The organism is Gemmatimonadota bacterium (assembly GCA_039715185.1).
Taxonomy (GTDB): Bacteria; Gemmatimonadota; Gemmatimonadetes; order Longimicrobiales; family RSA9; genus DATHRK01.
Window position 1 is genome coordinate 49,705 of record JBDLIA010000005.1, and the last position, 19,999, is coordinate 69,703.

The following is a 19,999-nucleotide window of genomic DNA, read 5'->3' on the forward strand; positions in this document are numbered from 1 at the left end:
CAGTGAACTACCTCGTCTCGAAGATGGCCAGGGTACCGGCGAGGACGCCGGCGCGAGTCGGCCCGTCCAGGGCCCGATCGCCGACCATCCTACCTGCCGGCGCGTGATGGGTCCAGCGGCGCGACGCCGCTCTAGCGCGCGAACACCACCTCCCCGCCCACGAGCGTCAAATCGACTCTCGCGTCGGCGAGCGCGGCCGGATCCATCGCAAAGAGGTCGGCGGACAGCACCACCAGGTCGGCGGCGAAACCCGTCTCTACCCGCCCCAACTCGTCCTCCATGAAGCTCGCGTAGGCGGCGTCGGCGGTGTACGCGGTCAGCGCCTCCGCGAGGCCGATCTTCTGGCGCGGCACCCAACCGTCCGGGTGGGCGCCGTCCAACGTCCGCCGCGTGACCGCCGCGTATATCCCCTGCAGCGGGTCTATCGGCGCGACCGTCCAATCGGAGCCGAACGCCAGCCGCGCTCCGCTATCCAGCAGGTCCCGGAACGGGTAGGTGGTAAGGCTACGGCGCGGACCTATACGCCTCTCGGCCCAACGTCCGTCGTCGATCGCGTGATATGGCTGCACGGATGCGATCACGCGCTGATCCACGATGCGCCGCAAGGCGGGGGTCGTCAGGTGCTGCGCGTGCTCGATCCTGAAACGCCGATCGCGGGGACCGTTGGCTTCCTCGGCCGCCGCGAACGTTTCCAGAAGCCAGTCGTTGGCGGCGTCTCCGATCGCGTGCACCAGCAACTGCAGTCCGGCCGAATCGGCGCCCACGATCGCCTCACCCAGGCGCGCCGTGTCTTCCACCACGAGCCCTCGGTTATCGGGCTCGTCGCTGTACGGTTCGTGGAACCACGCGGTCCCCGACCCCAGGGAGCCGTCGACGAAGCCCTTGACCGCCCCCCAACGCAGGCGCTCCGTGCCGCGCCCGTCGTGGGTGACGAAGGTGGCGAGACGACCCCAATCCTCGATCTGAACGACCGCGTAGACGCGCAGCGGGAGCTCGCCCCGGGCCGCCACTCGGCGAAACGTCTGCAGGTCGTCCCACGTGCCCATGTGCGTAACCGCCGTGACGCCGTGCGCCAGCGCGTGCGCAGCCGCGGCCTCAAGGGCACGGTCCATCGCTTCCGGACCCGGCTCCGGGACGGCCGCCCACAGGAGACTCATCGCCTCGTCCTTGAGCACGCCGGTCGGGCGCCCGGCCTCGTCCCGCACTATGGTCCCCCCCGGGGGATCCGGCGTATCGACGTCGATCCCCGCGAGCTCGAGCGCGACGGAGTTGGCGAGGCCCATGTGCAGGTCGAGACGCTGCACGAACACGGGCGTACCCGGGGTGACGGAGTCGATCCAGGCCCTTTCGGGCAGGCGTCCACCCCACGCCTCGTGGTCCCATTGCCCGCCCATGATCCAGTCTTCGGGCGAGCGCCGGGCGCGCGCTCCGATGCGCGCCACGAACTCGTCGGGCGTGCCGGCGTCGCGCAGTTGCACGGCGGAGAGCTCGAATCCGCCGTCTATGAAGTGCGTGTGTGCATCGATGAAACCCGGGACCACCAGGCGGCCCTCCAGATCGATCCGGCGCGTGGCGGCGCTCGCCATCTCCAGAATCTCGGCGTCGGATCCGACGGCCGCGATGCGGCCCCCCTCGACCGCGACCGCCGTCGGCCAGCGGCCGGAATTCGCGTCCACCTCCGGGCCCACCCAAACGCGGCCTCCGGTCAGAACCAGGTCGGCGATCACGGCGCCGTCCTCCTCCGTGGAAACGTCGGTTTCGCATCCGGCGACGGCGGACGCGCCGATGCCGATCAGGGCGAATACGTAGGCCAGGCGCATGGTCGAGCGAAGATGCGCCACCGCGCACACTCCGGAAAGTCCGCCCTCTCCCGCCCGCCGGCGCAGCGCCATAACTTGCGAGTCGTTTTCCTCCTCATCCGCCGACTGGAGCACCCGCATGTCTCTGTCCGAAGCGATGGCCGCCGAATGGGCCCACGAAACTTCCACGACCCGCCGGGCGCTTGAGCGCGTTCCACCCGCGTCCCTGGATTGGCGGCCCCACGAGAAGTCCCGGACCATGGGCGAGCTGGCGAGCCACGTCGCCAATCTCCCCATGTTGGTCGGCGTGACGCTGCGCGGCGACGGCTTCGATCTGGCGGCCAGGGGCAGTCCGCTGGCGGCCTTCGACTCGGTGGAGGCAATGCTGGCCGCGTTCGACGGCCACGTAGCCGAGGCGCTGGCGACGATCCGGGACACGCCGCAGGAGGCGTGGATGGATACGTGGACGCTCCGCTACGGTGAAAAGGAGGTGTTCTCTGCCCACCGGGTGGCGGCGATGCGCGGCTTCATCATGAACCACGCCATCCACCACCGCGGACAGTTGACGGTCTACCTGCGGCTGGCGGGTGCTGCGGTGCCGCAGATCTACGGCCCCAGCGCCGACGAGCCGGACTTCTAGTGGTGGACGGTAGCAGATGATAGTTAAGCACCGAGAGGGGCGAGGCGCCCGATCCGGGGAGGCGGGAGGACGAGTAATAGCAGCGCTATTGCGAGGAGTCCCAACGACCCCGGGCGGGATGCATCGCCCCTCGAATGCTAAGTACTCACCTGTTACAGTCCACTAGTGTACCGTTGCACACTAGGGGGCGGTGGGGGCGCTCGCGTCGAGGGAGTCGAGCGCGCGGCGTGCGTCCTCGACCAGCGGCTGCAGCTCGGGATCTGCGTTCGACCACAGGTCCAGGAAGCGGACGTAGTGTTCCCGCGCCCGCTCGTCTCGACCCAGGCGCGCGTGCGCCTGCGCCTGACGCAGCTCCGCCATCGGATAGTAGAGCAGCTCGAAGGGGCCCAGCTCCACCAGGTGCTCGTACCAGGGCAGCGCCTCCTCGAGTCGGCCCAGCTCGAACAGCAGCTCCGCCTGCACGAAGCGTTCGCGCGCCTGCGCGAAGTAAGGCGACGCCATGGTCTGGCCGTACCACACCTCGCGCCGCGCGCCGTCCAGTCTCGACAGCGCCGGCAGGGGCTCGCCTGCCAGCCATTCGCGCTCCGCCTCGACCGCCGCCGCCAGGTCGAGGTTGAGCGAGCCGGCGCCCCGCGGCACGGCCGCCTCCCGAAGCCTGGCGGCCGCGGAGTCGACGGCCGGCCCATCTCCTAGGCGCGCTCCGGCCAGCCCGTCGAGGTAGGCTACGATCACGTGGTGGAGCCCGTCGAGCGCGCTGAACACGATCGACGGACTGCCCGACGGTGGGATCGCCTCGACGTCCAGCGCCGTCAGCCGGGCGCGCGCCGCCTCGAGGGCCCCGTCCGGCGCGACCGCGAACGGAGCCAGCGCCAAGAGCAGCTCGAACTCGGCCGCGACGCCCGGGTTCTCCGACGACAGCGAATCCAACTCCGCCCTCGCGTCGCGCAGCCGCCCACGCGCCGCCAGCACGTGCGCCAGCCACGAGTGACCCAGGGTGTGCCCGCCCAGCGATCGTCCGGGGGACGTGAGCAACCGGCTGATCCGCTCGGCGCCGTCCAGGTTGCGGGCGTACGTAGCGACGTCCCAGGCCGCGAGCGCGATGCTCAACTCGGAGGTCTCCGGTTGCGCCAGCGCGGCGAGGCTGCGCTCCTGCGCGAGCGAGTCTCCGCGCGCGAACGCCCTCAACGTGGCGATCTCGAGCGCGCGATCGCCGGTGGGGTTGATGCGCAGGAAGCGATCGCCGAGCGAGTCCAGCTCCGCCAGCTTCCCCTCGGCCGCCGCGACTCGGGCGAGGTGCAGCAGCGACGTGGAGTGCTCGGGGTCCATGGAGAGCACCTGCTCGAACGCCTCCCGCGACGCCGCGAACGATCCTCCCCGCAGGGGCGCCGCGTGGATCAGGATCTCGGCCAGGTCGATGAGCGCTTCGCGCTCCTCGGGGTAGAGCGAGAGGATGGACCTGTACAACCGGGCCGCACGCTCGTTGTCGCCGGTGCGGCGTACCTGTAGCGCCTCGAGCAACTCCCGCTCGCGGTCGGCGAGCCGGTCCAGGGACCGGACCGCGCGGTCAGCCGCCCAGTCGGCCAGGTCGCCCCGCAGGTTCCACTCCGCGAGCAGGCTGAGGCGGTAGTAGGCGAGCGCGAACGCGGTGTCGATGGAGACCGCCCGCTGGAACGCCTCGGTGGATTCGTCGAAGCGTCCTCGCCGATACAGGCGCTCCCCCTCCAGGAATGCCTTGAGCGCATCGATCGAGTCCGTGGTGACGGCGGCGATGCGCTGCACCCGCGCGGTGGGCCCGCCGCCCATCTCGGCGAGAAGGCCGGCGGCCATCCGGTCGACCAGGTCCAGGACCTCCTCGGCCGGGCCCTCCACCGTGCTCCTGCTCAAGGGCTCGTCGTCTCCACGCCGGTACACGGCCGCGCTGAGCTCCAGCCGGCCGCCGGCCGCGAAGATGTCGCCCGTGACCCACGTACCGGCGTTGAAGCGGCGTGCCGCCGCCATTCCGGGCTCGACCTCCGGCGCCTCGCGACCGTCGAGGAAATCGAGGACCGAGCGGTCGTCCACGGTGCGCAGGTCCCCGGCGCCGTCCAGCTTCCTGGTCAGCAGGTTGACCATCGCGTCGCCCAGGTAGGCGTACTCGGCGCCGCCCCGGACCGTGAACGGAACCACCGCCACCTTGTCCGGGTCGGCGTCGGCTGCGACGTCGACCAACGCGGCGCCCGCCCTGGGGCCCCCCGAGAACGCCACCCAGGCGGCCGCGAATACGCCCCACGCGGCGAACGCCAGGATGCCCACGCCGATGGCATTCTTCCAGGTGAGCAGCTTTCCGACGGAGGCGGGGAAGAGCGGGCGGGGCGGAGATGACGCCGGCTGGGTGGCCTCCGCACCGGCCCGAGCGGGGGAAATACCCGGCTCTGCTCTGGAAGAAAGCGAGCGCGCCTGGGCGATCGCCGTGGCGAGCACGATGGGCAGGCCGACGACCAGCATGCCCAGGCCCACCGCCGGAAACCAGTCGGGCAATCGCAGGACGGAGGTGAGCACGTCGATGGCCTCCAGAGCCACCCAGCCAGCCGCCAGGTAGATGGCCAGCACGCGCCACACGTCGCCGTGCTTGAGTCTTTCCAGGAGTCGTTTGCCGAAGGACACTCAGGCCTCGATCCGCAGGGGTCGCGCGGGCAAGATCGGAGGCCGGCGCGGGTGTATCAAGAAGCGACGCCGTCCAGCACGCTCAACGCCACCTCGACGCGCCCGAACGGCGCGCTCACCTGCACGCCCTGGATCACGCCGCGGACCGCCGCCAGGCATTCGCGGGCGATCGCGAGGCCCTCCTCCAGCGCGTCCTCTTTGCCGCGCGCGCTGGCCGCGCGCATGCGCTCGATGACCGGGTCCGGCACGCTGATCCCCGGCACCTCGTTGGCCAGGAACTCGGCGTTGCGTGCCGACACCAGCGGCCATATGCCGGCCACAACCGGAATGCTCATGTCCCGCTCCTGGGCGCTGCGCACGAAGTCCAGCAGTTGGGCGGGGTCGAAGACCGGCTGCGTGACGCAGAACTCGGCACCCGCGTCGACCTTCCAGTGGAAGCGCTCGAGCTCGTGTTCGGCGTCCACTGCGCTGGGATTGGCGGCCACCCCGATCGCGAACTCCGTCGGCTCGCCGATGGCGTTGTTCCCGGGGTCCAGCCCGTGGTTGAGCCGCGACACCAGGTTGGTGAGGCCGATGGAGTCGATATCGAAGACCGCGGTGGCGTCCGGGTACGGGCCCATCTTGGGCGGGTCCCCCGTGACGATCAGCAGGTTGCGAACCCCCAGCGCGTGCGCGCCCAGCAGGTCCGACAGCATGCCCAGCAGGTTGCGGTCCCTACAGCTGTAGTGGACGATCGGCTCGATGCCGCCTTCCCGCTGGATCAATGCGGACGTGGCCAGCGCGCTCATGCGCATCTGCGCGCGAGGGCCGTCCGGTACGTTGACGCCGTCGACGCCGGCTTCGCGCAGGGTCCGCACGCCCCCGAGCATGCGCGCCGGGTCGATCCCCTTGGGGGGAACGATCTCCACCGAGGTCACGAATTCACCACGGGCGAGCTTCGCGCCGATGGAGGAGCGGTCTGCCAGCGGTACCGGCTCGCGCGGAGCGGGGCCGCCGACGGGCATTTCTCCCACGGACACGGTGACGCGGGGGGATCGCATCCGCACCACATCGGCCATGCGCCGCACGTGCTCCGGCGTGGTGCCACAGCAGCCGCCGACGAACCGCACGCCCGCGTCGAGCAGTCGCCGCGTGTACTTGGCGAAATACTCCGGCGAAGCCATGTACATCTGGCGGCCGTGCACCTCGCGCGGCAGTCCCGCGTTGGGCTGCGCGGACAGCGGCACGCCAACCACGGGGGCCATCCGATCAACGGCCTGGAGCACTCCGTGGGGACCGACCGAGCAGTTCAGCCCGACCACGTCGGCGCCCCACTCCGACAACCTCGCCCCGCACACCTCCGGGGCGGTGCCGTACGCGGTACTCCCGTCCTCGCCGATGGCCATCTGCGCGAACACCGGCAGGTCGGTCAACTCGCGAACCGCCTCCAGCGCCTGCCTGATCTCCTCCAGGAACGAGAAGGTCTCGAGCACGAAGCCGTCGACCCCTCCCTCCAGCAGTCCTTCCACCTGTTCCCGGAAGAACGTCCGTGCCTCGTCGACGGAGGTGGGACCGTAGGGTTCGATCCGTATCCCCAGCGGACCTATGGAGCCGCCGACGGCCACGTCCTCGGCGACGGCCCGACGCGCGATCTCCGCGGCGCGCGCGTTGATCTCGCGCACCCTGTCTCCGAGGCCGTGCTGGGTCAGCTTGACGCGATTGGCTCCGAAGGTATTGGTCTCGACGATCTCCGCGCCCGCGCGCGCATAGGCCTTGTGAATGTCGCCCACGATCGCCGGCTCGGTGACGTTGAGCTCGTCGTAGCAGCGATTGATGAACACGCCGCCCGAGTACAACATCGTGCCCATTCCGCCATCGAATAGGTGCGGGCGGCCGTCTTCGATGAGCGCGCGGATGTCGCTCACGCGTCGCGCCGCGCCAGCGCCAGCCCCGGGTCCGACCGGCTCACGCGCCGGGCCGGGCCGATCGAGGCGCCTACGCTGATCACCATCACCGCCAGCGCGAGCGACCCCATGAGCCCCGCTCCCACGCCGCCTAGCGCGGGCAGCCGGTCGGCCAGGGTCTGGTTCACGGCCATCAACATCAGCAGACCCGCGACCAGGCCGCGAGCGCCGACCCCGGCGCCGCGCAGGACGATAGATCGGGCGAGCGAGCGCGGGCTCGCGCCCAGCGCCGCGCGGATGCCGAATTCCCAGGAGCGCGCACGCACGTCCTCGCGCATGGTGGTTACCATGCCGATGAGGGACAGGATCAGCGCCGGCAAGGCGGCAGCCGCAAGCAGCAGCGCGAGCCAGCGCGGCGCCGCCGCGGTCTCGGCCAGGAGAGCTACCAAGGGCCGCGCTTCAGATACCCGGACGCGCGCGCTCGCTGGCAACCCGGCCGCGAGCGCCTCCGCCAGGACGGCATCAACCTCGGCCGGCTCCTCGACGCCCTGAAGCGCGACGTCGAACCGAGACGGCAGCGCCTGGGCCGCGGGCAGGTAAATCGAGGGCACCGGATCGCCGGCGGCGGCGAAGCCCCCTTCCGGCAGATCCGGCACGACCCCCACGATGGTGGACCAGGCCGGCTCCCGGGCGCTCGCCATGACGCGCTTGCCGATCGCGACGCCGTCGACGAATCGGCGCGCGTATGACTCGCTGACGAGCACCACGCCCGGAGCGTCCGGAGCGTCCTCCGTACCGAAGGAACGCCCCTCCAGCGCGGCCTGGCCGTGCGCCTCGAAGAACCCCGCGCTCACCGCGGCCCTGCGGGCGTCGACGCTGATGATGTCGACCACCATCCCTCCGGCCGGGCACGCCCCGCAGTACGTCGTCACGTAGTCGCGTGCGCCTTGTCCCGTCAGCGTTCCAGGGCTGGAGATGGACACCGCGCTCGCTCCCGTGGCCGTCGACAGCGACTCGCGGATTCCAACGTGCAGCAGCGCGAGAGCCTCCTCGCCCACGCCCCCAAGCTCCACACGCGCCACAGCCGTGTCACCGACCTCGAACCCCGTCCAAGCGTCCCGCTGAGGGGATAGGACCGCCCAGCCCAGGACGAACACGGTGCCGACGACAGTCACCAAAGCGGCGATCTGGACGCTCGCCATGGAGCGCCGGAAGAACCCCACCGCCGGATCCTCGGTGACGCGAGCGCCAATACTCAGCAAGGCCGGCAGGCGCCGGCGGCCCAAACTCGTGGACAGCAGGCCCAGCAGCGCCGCGCCCAGCGCGAGCAGGGCGCCGGTGAGCGCCGCGGCGGGCGCCGACGGGGTCGCGCCGACGCGCGCGAGCGATTCCGGAAGCGTGGCCAGCAGCCCCACCGATACGGCCCAGCCCGGTCCGCCGCCCAGAAGCGCGCCCGTGCCGGTAATCAACACTAGCGGGCCGACGGATCGGCGCAGGCGCACCCACCGGGGTTCTCCCAGAGACCGGCGGGTCGCGCTGGCGCTCCGCCGGGCGAGACCGTGCTGCGCCCAGCCGGCGAGTGCGTTGGTGCAGGTGGCCAGGACGGCCGCGCAGAACACCCCCGCGAAGAGCGTTAGGAGAGCCTCGAGCCCCTCGGCCTGAAGGGAGTCCACGGAGCGGGCGAAGGCCGTCCGACCGAACACACCGCCGTCGGCGGGCACGGACTCGGGCCGCAAGCCCCAACCCAGCCCCGCGCTCGAGCCGGCGCCGCCGGCGAGCACCGTCCGCCCGAGCTCGAACAGGGCCACCGCGGCCGCCGCGCTGACGAGCAAGCTCGCGGTTCTCAGAGGGGAGGCCAAGAACGGACGCAGCGCGGCCGGCGTGCGGGACTTCATCGATCGTCCTCCGCGCTGAAATATTTCGCGTCGGGGTGGTGCACGACCAGGGCGGCGGTGGACAGCTCCGGCACCAACGCCCCGGCTTCGGTCAGGTCGAGCCCCAGCCGCTCGCGCGCCGGCAGCAAGTCGAACAATCGGAAGTGCTGTTTGTGGTCGGGGCACGCCGGGTACCCCCACGAGTAACGCAACCCGCGTTCGGGCGCGATGCCCAACTCCCGACGCATGCGCCGGTGTACCCACTCGGCGGCGGCCTCGGCCAGGCGCACGCCGAAACCGTGCAGGAAGAACCCCTCGGAGTATTCGCCCCCCTTCATCAGCGCTTCGGAGCGCTCGAGCAGGGCGTCGCCCACGGTCACGACCTGGAAGCCGACCACGTCCGTCGGGGCGCCATCCCGGGGGCGGAAATAGTCCGCCAGACACAGCCGCTCACGGCCCGGCTGGCGTGGAAACTCGAAGCGCGTCGACTCCGCGAGCGGGTCTTGCGGGTCGAACACCACGAGCGCGTCACTCTCGGACGCCGCCGGGAAGAACCCGTACGCGGCGCGCGTGCGCAGCCACCCGCCGGAGATCGCGTCCTGCTCGTAGCGCCGCAGCCGAGGCTCGTACTCCTCGCCCACGAGTTGCTCCCACTCCTCGCCCTTGGCGTTCTTGGCGCCCCAGTGCAGCCGGTAGAGCGTGTTCAGGTCGATCAGTTCGAACAGCTCGGAGGGCGGGATGCGGTCGATGACCTTCACGCCGGCAAACGCGGGCGTGGGAACCTCGATGTCAGCCGCGGGCCGTGCGTCGACAACGGCGGGCGCCAACTCCGCCGCCCGCGCCTTGAGCTCCTCCCGGCGCGCGGCACCTTCGCGGATGTCGCGCAGACGCTCCGTGCGGAAAGCGTCGCGGCGCGTCGGATCGACCAGCGCGTCCACCGCCTCCAGGCCCGCAAACGCGTCCTTGCAGTACCAGATGCCCGCCTCGTACACAGCCGCAGTCCCGGGCTCCACCGCCCCGGTCTCGGGGTCCAGGAACGCCGCCCGACGCACGAACGACGGGTTGATCGCGGCGCCTCCGCAGAGCAGCGGATAGCCTAGCCCGCGCGCGGACAGCTCCTGCACGCACGCCGGCATCTGGCGCGAAGTGGATACCAGCAGAGCGGACAGTCCGATGGCGTCCGCGCCCACCTCCTCGGCCTTGGCGATGATGTCGTTCACGGGCACCTGCTTGCCCAGGTCGTGCACGGCGTAGCCGTTGTTGGCCAGGATGGTGTGGACCAGGTTCTTGCCGATGTCGTGGACGTCGCCGAAAACGGTCGCCAACACCACGATCCCTTTGGCCTGCCCGTCCAGCCGCTCCAGATAAGTCTCCAGCCTTGCCACGGCGCGCTTCATCACCTCGGCGGACTGCAGCACGAAGGGCAGGATCAGCTCGCCCGAGCCGAACTTGTCGCCCACTTCCTTCATGGCGGGCAGCAGCACGTCGTTCAGCGTGGCGACCGCGGCCGCGTCTTCCTTGGTACCCGACAAGTCCTCCGGCGAAACCCCCGCGCGACCCGCGATGGCGGCGTCCACCAGCTGCTCGATCCCGTCCTTCTTGCGGTGCAGGATCTTCCAGTGAATGGCCTCGTCGGGGGCCATCTGGACGGTGGGGTCGGCGGCCTCTTCGGCGGTAGCCTCGACGCCCTCGAAGTGCGCGATGAAGCGCGCCAGCGCGTCCGGACGGCGGTCGAGGATCAGGTCGTCGGCGAGCTCCCGCTCCTCGTCGTCGACCTCGGCGTAGGGGGTGACGTGCGCGGGGTTCACGATCGCCATGTCCAGCCCCGCCTCCACGCAGTGGTGCAGGAAGGCGGAGTTGAGCGCGCCGCGCGCATGCGGCTGGAGGCCGAACGACACGTTGGAGACGCCCAGGCTCGTGAAAACGCCGGGAAGCTCGGCCTTGATGGCGCGGATGCCCTCGATGGTCTCGACGGCCGAGCGGCGGAATTCTTCCTCTCCGGTCGCCAGGGTAAACGTGAGCGCGTCGAAGATCAGGTCCTCGGCCGCGAGGCCGTGCTCGTCCACGGCGATTCCCGCGATCCGGCGCGCGACCTCCAGCTTGCGCTCGGCGGTCTTGGCCATGCCGACCTCGTCGATGGTCAGCGCCACCACCGCCGCGCCGTGCTCGCGCGCAACGGGCAGCACCGCGTCCGCCTTGGCGCGCCCCGCCTCCAGGTTGATCGAGTTGACGGTAGCGCGGCCGGGATACTGCTCGAGCGCCGCCCCCATCACGTCGACCTCGGTGGTGTCGACGACGAGCGGCGTTTCCACCGCCTGTGCGAGCCGCTTGACCAGCTCGCGCATCTGGTCCGCCTCGTCGGCGCGCTCGGTGAGCGCCACGCACACGTCCAGCAGGTGGGCGCCGCCCTCCACCTGCCCGCGCGCGATCTCCAGCACGCCGTCCAGATCGTCGGCCAGCAGCAACCGCTTGACCGCCCGCGATCCCTGCGTATTCACCCGCTCCCCGATCAACGTGGGCGCCGGGATCTGCTTCATGTCGAACGCTGTCATCGCGCTGGCCAGGCGCGGCGGCGGCGCGGGCGAGCGGGGCGCGGGCTTCGCGCCGCCCACGCGCTCCACGACCTGGCGGATGTGCTCTGGCGTGGTGCCGCAGCAGCCGCCGACTACGTTGACGCCGAACTTCACGACGAACTCCTCGTGCGCGTCGGCCAGCGCTTCCGCGGTGAGCGGATAGACCGCCTCCCCGGCCTCGTTGTGCGGGATGCCGGCGTTGGGGATGACGCTGATAGGCAGCGGCGCGTTCTCGCACAGCCAACGCACCGCCTGCCGCATGTGCTCCGGCCCGGTGGAGCAGTTCAGGCCGATCGCGTCCACGCGCAGCGCGCGGAGCACGGTGGCGGCGGCGGCGATGTCGGTCCCCAGCAGCATGCGGCCCGAGGTGTCCAGCGTGACCTGCGCCTGGATCGGCACCGTGCGGCCCGACTCCGCGAAGTAGCGGCGGATCCCCGCGACCTGCGCCTTGACCTCGAGCATGTCCTGGCTGGTCTCGATGAGCAGGACGTCCGCGCCGCTCTCGACCAGCCCGCGCGCTTGCTCGGCGAAGACCTCGGCGAGCTCGGCGTAGGTCACGTCGCCCAGGCCGGGCTCCGACGTGCTGGGCAGGAAGCCGCTCGGGCCGATGCTGCCGGCGACGAAGCGCGGTCGGTCCGGCGTGGAGAACCGATCCGCGACGCTGCGGGCGAGCGCAGCGGCCGCGGCGTTGATCTCCACGATCCGGTCCTCGAGCCCGTACTCCTTCATGGTCAGCCGGTTGGAGCGGAACGTGTCGGTCTCGATCACGTCGCAGCCCACCTCCAGAAAGGAGGCGTGGACCCGCTCGATGGCATCCGGGCGCGAGATCACCAGGTAGTCGTTGCAGCCGACGAGCGCGTCGCCTCCGAAGTCGGCCGCGCCGAGCCCGAGCGTCTGGATGCTCGTGCCCATCGCCCCGTCGTAGACCAGGACGCGATCGGCCAGGCTCGTGATGTAGCGCGACTCGCTCATCGACTCCCCATAGAAAACCCCCGCGACCACTCCTGTGGTGCGGGGATCGGTACGGGTCCTCGTCCGCTCTGTCCCGGCACTTTAGGCGTTTGGTTCGGGCGGGCAAACCGCCCCGGGGGTCTCAAGCGGCCGCAAATGTCTCCCCCGGCCCAGCGAGGCGCGGCGTCGCTGACCTGCCCGACGACGCACCGACTGTGGTTCAAAGCTAGGCAAGGGGGATCGCCGGTCAAGGGAATCCTGGGAGAACGTGGCGAGGTGGCGGCGATGGAAAACTCCGCGGGCGAGCGATGCGTTACTATGTAGACCTGGATTGATCCTGCAGACACAGCCCGCACCGGCGCCGCCCTTCAGACCAAACGGCTCTCGATGAATCGCTCCTCCGCCGCGCGCGGGCCCCGAAACCGAACCAGACGCCGTCCGGGCGGGACGATCCTGCTCCCGCTGCTCGCGGCGTCGCTCATCGGCAGCGCGTGCGGGGACGGCGGCGGCGACCCCCTGGAGCCGAAACCGCCCCCTGGGCCCGTGATCGGATTCTTCGGGGGGGATACCACGCTCGCGCTCTCGAAGGCGGCCGGTGCGGCCATCGCGCTCGCCGCGGCGTCGCGCGGCTTCGCCTTCTTCGACAACTTTCTCCCCTGCCCCCCACGTGGCCTCATCGACTACGCGGATCGGGGCAGCACGACTATCGCGGCAGCGCATTCCTGCAACCTGGGGGACGGAGTCGTGCTCGACGGAGAGCTGGAAGTCGTGTCCGCCACCGACTCCCTTGGCGTGATCGTGGGCGTGGAAGTGACCGGCAGCGCGACGCTCAGGACCGCGGAGGGACTGATCGCGCTACCCGACATGAGGGTTGACGGCATCGATGTCGCGGCGGGCGCTGGGCGCGCCGCCGCGATCGAGCCCGACTCCGCGACGATCGACGCGCTGGGCAAGACCGTGGCCTATGACGCGCGCGGTGCGCCTGTCGCTGTCTTCAGCGCCTCGCCCTCCATCGACATCCCGAACCCCGGTAACGAGCTCGCCGCGCTCTCCGATGACGACGTACGCCGCGTGGTGTTCGACCCGCTCCTGGCGCTGTCGGGGATCCTCTTTGGCGAGCAGCTGGAGTTCGGCCGCGGGCCGCACGAGCACACCTTCGATTGCGGTTCGTTCGCTGTTCTGCCCGACACGCTGTCGGGGCTGACGGGGATCACGGCCTCGTTCACGGACTGCCCGCTCACCTCGGGCACGCGCTTGAGCGGGGACTTCTCGGTGCGCTGGACCGCGTTCGCCGAGCCGCTCCTGACGATGGCGATGGAGGGCGCCCTGACCATCACCGGCGGCTTGCCGAGCATCCGGCTCAACGCATTCGAATGGAACGTCGAGGATGCCGGTCAGTTCGACACCGCGTCGTTCCGTGGACGCCTGGTGGTCGATACGGTCGGTCGCGATTACGCCTTCCAGGTGCCCATCAGCGATTGAGGTCGAGGGCGGCACTAGCAGGTCGCTGAAAAAGGGGAGTGCGGCCTGCTCCCTTCGGGTTGGGGCGGCACGGGGCCGTCTGACGTCGTTAGCGCTCCTCCCCGATACGCAGCGGTATCGCCTCGTCGCGCTGCCTTGCATCCGACCCCGTGGCGCTCCCAACGCGGCTCGCTACCCTTCTTCAGCGACCTGCTAGGCGGTGGGGTCGATGCGGCGCCGCCCGGAGCCTCGAAGGTGAACGTACGGCCCACCACGCCCTCGTTGCGGGCCGGACCGGCCAGGTCTAGGCTGTCGGACCATGTCCTCTCGCCTACCCGATTCGAGCCCACCCGGACGCCCCAATGCGCGTGCGACCGCGGTGGCAGTAACCGTCCTGGCGGTGTTCATCGCCGCGCTGACAGGAGGGTACCTGTACTCGGCGAGTAGGGACGCGCCACGCACCACACCCACGTCTACCGCGTCCGCCAAATCGCGAGCGGAGGAGCCTCTCGAGAGGGCGCGGGACGTGCCCGGCGCGGTGCACGCGCGCTTGGCCGCGCGCGGCGCCTGGGGCCTCGCGCTGGACGCGATCGAGTCCCCGCCTCTCGAACGGTACCGGTGGGCGGTCATCGGCTATTGGATGGGGGCGCTCGACCGGGAGGTGATGGATCGCGCCCGCGCCGGAATGGAAGACGGCGCAGCGGGGAATGAAGACGAGGGCGCCGAGCTGGAGTGGCTGGACGGCATCGCCGCCGCCGTAGCGGGCGACAGCGATGCGATGGACCGCGCCCGCCTGAGCCTGACCGAATCGCCGGCGCCGGCATCGACCGACCTGGAGAGATCGCTGCGCGCGTTTCAACTGGCCCTGGACGACGAAGAGCTGCGCGCGGCGAGGCTCCTTCGCAGGCTGGAGGAGGACCGGCAAGGCAGACCTATCCCGGTGCCAGCAGAGGACTCCGCCCACCCCTTCCTGACCCCTGTCGACAGGCTCGCCGCCGCCCACTGGTTCATCCGGCACGGCAAGGCGAACGACGCGCTGCCGCTGCTGGGATGGTGGGAGCGCCCGGGCGCCTCGCGCCCGGAAGCGGCGGCGGCCGACCTCGCGCTGTCGTCCTTGGACTACCTGCAGCGCGCCCGCGCGCTGCGTGAGATGGGAGACGAGGCCGCCGCCGCGCGCTACTTCGACGCCTTCGTCCGCAGCTACGACCTGCCGGTCGACGCCCACCGGCGGTGGGTCGAAGACGCACGAGAGGCGGCCGCTGCCGCAGGCCGAGATCCCTAGCCGGCCCCCCCGGGCACGACCCACCCCAGCGCCTGCGCAGTCTCCAACAGGACCAGGATCGCCGCCATGGTAGCGATCAGCGCCGCCGACGACCACGCCACCTCCCGCCACTGTGCGCGCGTGTTTTCGCTCGGCCGGAGGTTGAACGACGGCCTCGGCCCGCGGCGCGCGGCGAGCGCTCGGGCGATCGGCCAGGTCACCCAGTAGAGGATCGCCCCCGCCACCAGGAGAGCGACCGGAAACCACAGGTCCGACATCGCTGATTCCCCTTTCAGTTCCCTTGTCGTCGCCGGCGGTGCCCGGCATCTTGACGGCCCTCTACCCCCGGAACCAGGAGGATCCCGTGGCACGCGCTACGCTCAGAACCGGCCTGCTCAACGTCTCGATGGCGGCGCTCCTGACGATCCCGGCGCTCGTCCCGGAGTCGGCGTCCGCGCAGGATGCCCCGAGCTTCGAGACGACCCGCATCGACGACGGCATCTACGCCTTCCGCTGGAACTTCCACAACGCCTTCTTCGTGGTGGCGCCGGAGGGCGTGGTTGTGGTCGATCCGATTTCGGAGGACGCCGCCCGGCAACTAGCCGAGGAGATCCGCGCCGTGGCTCCCGACGCCGCCCTGCGCGCAATCGTCTACAGCCACGATCACGCCGACCACGCCACCGGCGCGAACGCCCTGCGGGCGGCGCTGGACAGCGACGCGCCGATCATAGCGCACGAGGCCGCGGCCCCCAAGCTGGCCGCTCGCAACGACCCGGCGCTTCCGGTGCCCGACATCACCTACCGCGAGATCCTGACTCTTGGCTCGGCCGAACGATCCGTCGAGCTCCACTTCCTGGGCAGGAGCCACAGCGACAACATGACCATCGTGCTCGTCCCCGAGCAGCGCGTCGCGTTCGCCGTCGACTTCGTGTCGCACGACCGCGTCGGCTTCCGCGAGCTTCCGGACTATCACTTCCCGGAGTTTTTCGAGACGCTGGGGCGACTCCCCGACCTGGAGTTCGATACCGTCGTGTTTGGCCACGGTCCCGCCGGAGACCGCTCCAGCATCGAGCGGCAGATAGCCTATTACGGAGACTTGCGGGAAGCCGTCGAAGCGGCTGTCGAAGAGGGCCTGAGCGAGGACGAAACGGCGGCGCGAGTCCGGCTCGAGGCGTACGCGGACTGGGGCCAGTTCGAGGACTGGGGACCGCTCAACGTGCGCGCGCTTCATCGGTGGGCGAGCAGCCGCTAGTGCGCCTGCGCGACGCCTCCCTGGAGGACCTGCGCGTGCTCACGGCGATCAACAACGCCAACGCGCAGGAGTTGAGCTACGAGACGGTGGCCGGCGTGCGTTGGTACCTGTCCGCCGCGCCCTACTTTCGCGTGGCGGTCGATGACGACGGGGCGCTCGGCGGAATGCTGATCGGCTTTCGCCGCGGAGACGACTACCACAGCGAGAACCTGGCCTGGTTCGAGGCGCGGGACGAGGAGGACTTCGCGTACGTCGACCGAGTCGTAGTCTCGCCGGACCACAGGGGACGCGGGCTGGGCCGGCGCTTCTACGAGGACTTCGAGGGTTGGGCGCGGCAGAGGGGTATCCCGCGCCTGACCTGCGAGGTCAACACGGAGCCGCTCAACGAGGGCTCGCTGGCGTTTCACGAGAGAATGGGTTGGCGGGGGCTGGAGGAACGCCTGACCGGCTACGGCCCGCGGGTCCTCATGATGGAGAAGCGTCTGACGTGAGCCGGCTGAGTGTCGCCACCTGGAACGTCAACGGCGTGCGTGCGCGCGAGGTCCAGTTCCACGCGTGGCTGGACGTCGCCTCTCCGGACGTCGTTTGCCTCCAGGAGATCAAGGCGGCGCCCTCGGTGCTCTCCGAGCGGCTTCGTGATCTGGACGGCTACTGGAACGTGTGGCACGGTACGGGCGGCTACTCGGGCGTGTCTCTGCACCTGCGCAAGGAGCGCTTTCCGGACCGCCCCGAGTTCTCCCACCCCGCGTTCGACATCGAGACGCGCATCGCCACCGCCAGCGCGGGCGGGATCGAGTTCGCGTCGATCTACGTGCCCAACGGCGGCAAGGACTTCGAGGCCAAGCTGTGGTTCCTGGGCGCGCTGAGGGAGTACGCGGCCGCGCTGCGAGACGAGGGCCGTTCAGCGCTCCTGTGCGGCGACCTCAACGTGGCGCTCACGGACGCCGACCTGCACCCCAAGGAGCAGCGCAAGAAGGACCAGATCGGCACCCGCCCGGAGGAAAGGGACCTGCTCGGCTCGGTGATCGAGCAGGGGTTGGTGGACGTGGGCCGCTCGCTGGACCCCGACAACGACCGGCTCTACACCTGGTGGGCTCCGTGGCGGAGCCTGCGTGAGCGCAACATCGGCTGGCGCATCGACTACGTGCTCGCCAGCGAGGCGCTGTACGAGCGCGTCGTGGGCTGCGAGGTCCAGGCGGACGTGGGCACCAGCGACCACGCTCCCGTGCTCGCTACGTTCGAGGTGTAGGCCGGTCTAGAAATCCGGACGCAGCGCCCGCAAGCCGTTGTTCAGGTCCATCACCCATATGTTATCGCCCACGATCTGAGGCGCGAACGTGCAGGTGGAAGCCCCGTCGAAGCAGTTGGCGGCACCGCCATCGTAGCGGAGCGACGTTATGATGCGGCCTCCGAGCCGCAGATCCCCGGCGAGCTGGCCGCTCACGTCCACGGCCACCAGCCCTTCACCGTACCAGCCGATGTAGAGGATCTCCCGCGCCTCGTCGAGCCAGAAGTTGTGGGGTGTCTGCCCGGGGAACGTGATGGTGGCGGCCAGCTCGGGCGCCGTCGGGTCGCTCGCGTCCACGATGCGCACGATGCCGGGCCTCTGGAAATCCTCCTCGCCGACGAAGACATAGCCCGTCGCGGGCCAGTACCAAGCGTTGTGCGTATTGCCGTCGAGGTCGATGCGGCTCAGCTCCACGGGCGCGGTCGGCGCCCCGCCGGCGCCGCCTCCGCCTACGTCCAGGATGACGAGTCCTTCATCCCAGTAGGACAGAAAGGCCAGCCCGTCGCGCACGTAGATGTCGTGCAGCGGGCCATCGGCGCTCGGGATTTCGAACCCGCCGACCACGGCGGGCACCCCCAGGCTCGCGTCCACGATGCGCATGCCGCTCGGTGATCCGGTCGCGTCGGTGGCGACGTATACGATGTCGCCCTCGATCCAGACGTTGTGGACTCCGGCGGCCATGGCCTGATCCGTCAGGAAGAACTGGTGCGTCGGATGCGCGGGATCGGCGAGGCCGATGAAGTCGATGCCACCCTCGTCGACCACCTCGCGCGTGCCGACCGCGAAGGCGCCGTCGGCGCGGATCTTTACGTCGTTCAGCCGCAGCGCCGGGATGATCACGGAGTCCGTCACGAACGGCGCCGCCGGGGTCGACACATCCCACGCCAGGATGACGGCGTCGGTCCTGGATCCGTCGATGAAGCGCGTACCGGAGAGCGCGTGGCTGCCGACGATCCAGAAATCCAGGTTGTCGCCGTCGGTGCGGTCGGCGCCGCCCACGATGGTGAAGGACCCTGACAGGCCCCGCGCGGTGACCGAAATGGCCGCGGTATCGGCCAGGCCGTCGGCGGTCGCGATCACGGACACCGTGCCGGCCTGGTAGGCCACGAGCCGCCCGATATCCGAAAGGAGCCCCGCGCCCGCCGGGGACAAGCTCCAGGTAATCGCCCTCGCTACGGCGTCCCCGTTGCCGTCCAGGACCGAGGCCTGGAGAGCCACGACGTCGCCCTGCACCAGGGCGGCGGATGCTCCGGTGATCGAGACCTCGACGGGAACCCCCGGCTCGGGGCCGGGGTCCACCGGGTCGTCGCCGCAGGCAGCTAGAAGCACTGCGGAGAAGAGGGCGAATCGCATGGCAGCGGTCACTTTGGCAGCTCCGGAATGGGTCGTGTTTCCCCCGGAGAACGCCCGACCAATGGGCGATGTGACCGACGCTGTCACAGTAGGCGATCAGGCCGGATCGCGTCCGATGCTGTCCCGCGCGTCCGCCAGGCTGCCGCCGCTCGCTTCCCGCTTGGCTGCGACCGCGGAGATGGTACGCCCGGAGCGGGCGAGCTCGCGCGCGTGCGTCGACTTCTGGCCCGCGCTCATGCGCTCGAAGTCGTGCGCGTCGACGACGACTTCTTCGCGGACCTCGACGATATCCTCGAGCAACGCCGCCACCGCCGCCGGCCGCGCCGTCTCCAGCAGGAGGGTACCCGCGGGAGAGACGCTAAGCGGTTGATGGTTGGTGCGGGCGCCGCGCGAGTCCCGCCTCTTGCTCTCGGCGACGATCGCCTCGCTCAGCTCCCGGGGCGCCGGACCCGCAGCCAGGCCGATCTCCACGTGCTTCACCCGCAGCGTACTCGTCCAACCACCCTCCGCGCCCGGCTCCTGCAGCGTCCGCACGAGCGGCCGAGCCCACGCCAATTCCTGCGCCGCGAACGCCGCGACGGTTGGCGTGCCGGGGTCAAAGCGGCGGTTGTGGAAGGACCGGAAGCGCAGGTAGGTCCGGTCTCCCGCCCTGCGCACGAGCCAGGCGCGGGAATCTCGGCTCGCGGCGAAGGAGCCGATGCCGACGCGGCCGACCAGCAGGAGCGAGGCGGCGATGACGACGAGCGGCGCCAGGGCGAAGAAGGAGCGCGCCTCCTGGACGAATACCGGGAGGGCCGCCGCGCCGAGTCCGAGCGCCGTCAGCAGGACACCGAAGAACAGGTGCGAGCGCGCACTTTCGCGGCGCTCCACCCGCGCGTTCGGAACCTGATCGTCTCTGAGCAGCTCCATGGCATGTACCGAAGAGGGACCGGCTGCAACCTTGGGATCCGCTGGTACTACGACTGACGGTCGCGTGTGCTTCGCGCCACTCATCGACGCCGCTTGGTCGGTGATCCCGGGA

The 19,999-nt window shown here is 70.4% G+C and carries 14 protein-coding genes; 6 read left to right on the forward strand and 8 right to left on the reverse strand.

The window, feature by feature from the left end; genetic code table 11:
* Positions 1-131: 131 nt before the first annotated feature.
* A complete protein-coding gene (locus ABFS34_01965; protein ID MEN8374194.1) occupies positions 132-1,940 on the reverse strand; it encodes an amidohydrolase in 1,809 nt (602 codons plus the stop codon).
* Between ABFS34_01965 and ABFS34_01970 the strand changes: the two genes are divergently transcribed.
* Positions 1,939-2,439 (forward strand): DinB family protein, encoded by a 501-nt coding sequence (locus ABFS34_01970; protein MEN8374195.1) that lies wholly within the window; start codon positions 1,939-1,941, stop codon positions 2,437-2,439. The two genes, ABFS34_01965 and ABFS34_01970, sit on opposite strands and share 2 nt — an antisense overlap.
* Positions 2,440-2,619: 180 nt before the next feature.
* On the opposite strand, the gene ABFS34_01975 is transcribed toward ABFS34_01970, so the two are convergent.
* Genes ABFS34_01975 through metH form a run of 4 tightly spaced genes read right to left on the reverse strand, consistent with a single transcriptional unit; the run spans position 2,620 to position 12,384 of the window.
* Positions 2,620-5,082: a hypothetical protein gene (locus tag ABFS34_01975; protein MEN8374196.1), complete on the reverse strand. Its 2,463-nt coding sequence runs from the start codon at positions 5,080-5,082 to the stop codon at positions 2,620-2,622.
* A gap of 56 nt (positions 5,083-5,138) precedes the next feature.
* A complete protein-coding gene (locus ABFS34_01980) occupies positions 5,139-6,986 on the reverse strand; it encodes a bifunctional homocysteine S-methyltransferase/methylenetetrahydrofolate reductase (protein MEN8374197.1) in 1,848 nt (615 codons plus the stop codon).
* A complete protein-coding gene (locus ABFS34_01985; GenBank protein MEN8374198.1) occupies positions 6,983-8,860 on the reverse strand; it encodes an ABC transporter permease in 1,878 nt (625 codons plus the stop codon). The genes ABFS34_01980 and ABFS34_01985 overlap by 4 nt, the downstream gene beginning before the upstream one ends.
* Positions 8,857-12,384 (reverse strand): methionine synthase, encoded by a 3,528-nt coding sequence (gene metH / locus ABFS34_01990; GenBank protein ID MEN8374199.1) that lies wholly within the window; start codon positions 12,382-12,384, stop codon positions 8,857-8,859. Before metH ends, ABFS34_01985 begins: the two co-directional genes overlap by 4 nt.
* Positions 12,385-12,750: 366 nt before the next feature.
* Here metH and ABFS34_01995 point away from each other — a divergent pair, with 366 nt between their 5' ends.
* Positions 12,751-13,845, forward strand: coding sequence for a hypothetical protein (locus ABFS34_01995; protein MEN8374200.1), 1,095 nt, complete (start codon positions 12,751-12,753; stop codon positions 13,843-13,845).
* Between the two features lie 358 nt (positions 13,846-14,203).
* Positions 14,204-15,106 carry a hypothetical protein gene (locus ABFS34_02000; protein MEN8374201.1) on the forward strand — a complete coding sequence of 301 codons (903 nt, stop codon included), beginning with the start codon at positions 14,204-14,206 and terminating at the stop codon, positions 15,104-15,106.
* On the opposite strand, the gene ABFS34_02005 is transcribed toward ABFS34_02000, so the two are convergent.
* Positions 15,103-15,363 carry a hypothetical protein gene (locus ABFS34_02005; GenBank protein MEN8374202.1) on the reverse strand — a complete coding sequence of 87 codons (261 nt, stop codon included), beginning with the start codon at positions 15,361-15,363 and terminating at the stop codon, positions 15,103-15,105. The genes ABFS34_02000 and ABFS34_02005 overlap by 4 nt on opposite strands.
* An 86-nt stretch (positions 15,364-15,449) precedes the next feature.
* On the opposite strand from ABFS34_02005, the gene ABFS34_02010 reads away from it, so the two are divergent.
* The 3 genes from ABFS34_02010 to ABFS34_02020 are packed head-to-tail and all read left to right on the forward strand — an operon-like array spanning position 15,450 to position 17,586.
* Complete coding sequence (locus ABFS34_02010) at positions 15,450-16,337, forward strand: MBL fold metallo-hydrolase (GenBank protein MEN8374203.1); 888 nt, start codon at positions 15,450-15,452, stop codon at positions 16,335-16,337.
* Positions 16,337-16,828 carry a GNAT family N-acetyltransferase gene (locus ABFS34_02015; protein ID MEN8374204.1) on the forward strand — a complete coding sequence of 164 codons (492 nt, stop codon included), beginning with the start codon at positions 16,337-16,339 and terminating at the stop codon, positions 16,826-16,828. The genes ABFS34_02010 and ABFS34_02015 overlap by 1 nt, the downstream gene beginning before the upstream one ends.
* The gene (locus tag ABFS34_02020) at positions 16,825-17,586 is read left to right on the forward strand and encodes an exodeoxyribonuclease III (protein ID MEN8374205.1); all 762 of its coding nucleotides are present in this window, start codon (positions 16,825-16,827) and stop codon (positions 17,584-17,586) included. Before ABFS34_02015 ends, ABFS34_02020 begins: the two co-directional genes overlap by 4 nt.
* 6 nt (positions 17,587-17,592) lie before the next feature.
* Here ABFS34_02020 and ABFS34_02025 read toward each other — a convergent pair whose 3' ends face one another.
* Both ABFS34_02025 and ABFS34_02030 read right to left on the reverse strand, forming a co-directional pair.
* On the reverse strand, positions 17,593-18,978 hold the full coding sequence (locus tag ABFS34_02025) for a hypothetical protein (GenBank protein MEN8374206.1): 1,386 nt from the start codon (positions 18,976-18,978) through the stop codon (positions 17,593-17,595).
* A gap of 96 nt (positions 18,979-19,074) precedes the next feature.
* Positions 19,075-19,887 carry a hypothetical protein gene (locus tag ABFS34_02030; GenBank protein MEN8374207.1) on the reverse strand — a complete coding sequence of 271 codons (813 nt, stop codon included), beginning with the start codon at positions 19,885-19,887 and terminating at the stop codon, positions 19,075-19,077.
* Positions 19,888-19,999: the final 112 nt, after the last annotated feature.

Coding starts and splice junctions, on each gene's coding strand:
- ABFS34_02005 (MEN8374202.1), bottom strand. CDS start 15,363: ATGTCGGACCTGTGGTTTCCGGTCGCTCTCCTGGTGGCGGGGGCGATC.
- ABFS34_01965 (MEN8374194.1), bottom strand. CDS start 1,940: ATGCGGGTGCTCCAGTCGGCGGATGAGGAGGAAAACGACTCGCAAGTT.
- ABFS34_02025 (MEN8374206.1), bottom strand. CDS start 18,978: ATGCGATTCGCCCTCTTCTCCGCAGTGCTTCTAGCTGCCTGCGGCGAC.
- metH (MEN8374199.1), bottom strand. CDS start 12,384: ATGAGCGAGTCGCGCTACATCACGAGCCTGGCCGATCGCGTCCTGGTC.
- ABFS34_02030 (MEN8374207.1), bottom strand. CDS start 19,887: ATGGAGCTGCTCAGAGACGATCAGGTTCCGAACGCGCGGGTGGAGCGC.
- ABFS34_01970 (MEN8374195.1), top strand. CDS start 1,939: ATGTCTCTGTCCGAAGCGATGGCCGCCGAATGGGCCCACGAAACTTCC.
- ABFS34_01995 (MEN8374200.1), top strand. CDS start 12,751: ATGAATCGCTCCTCCGCCGCGCGCGGGCCCCGAAACCGAACCAGACGC.
- ABFS34_01985 (MEN8374198.1), bottom strand. CDS start 8,860: ATGAAGTCCCGCACGCCGGCCGCGCTGCGTCCGTTCTTGGCCTCCCCT.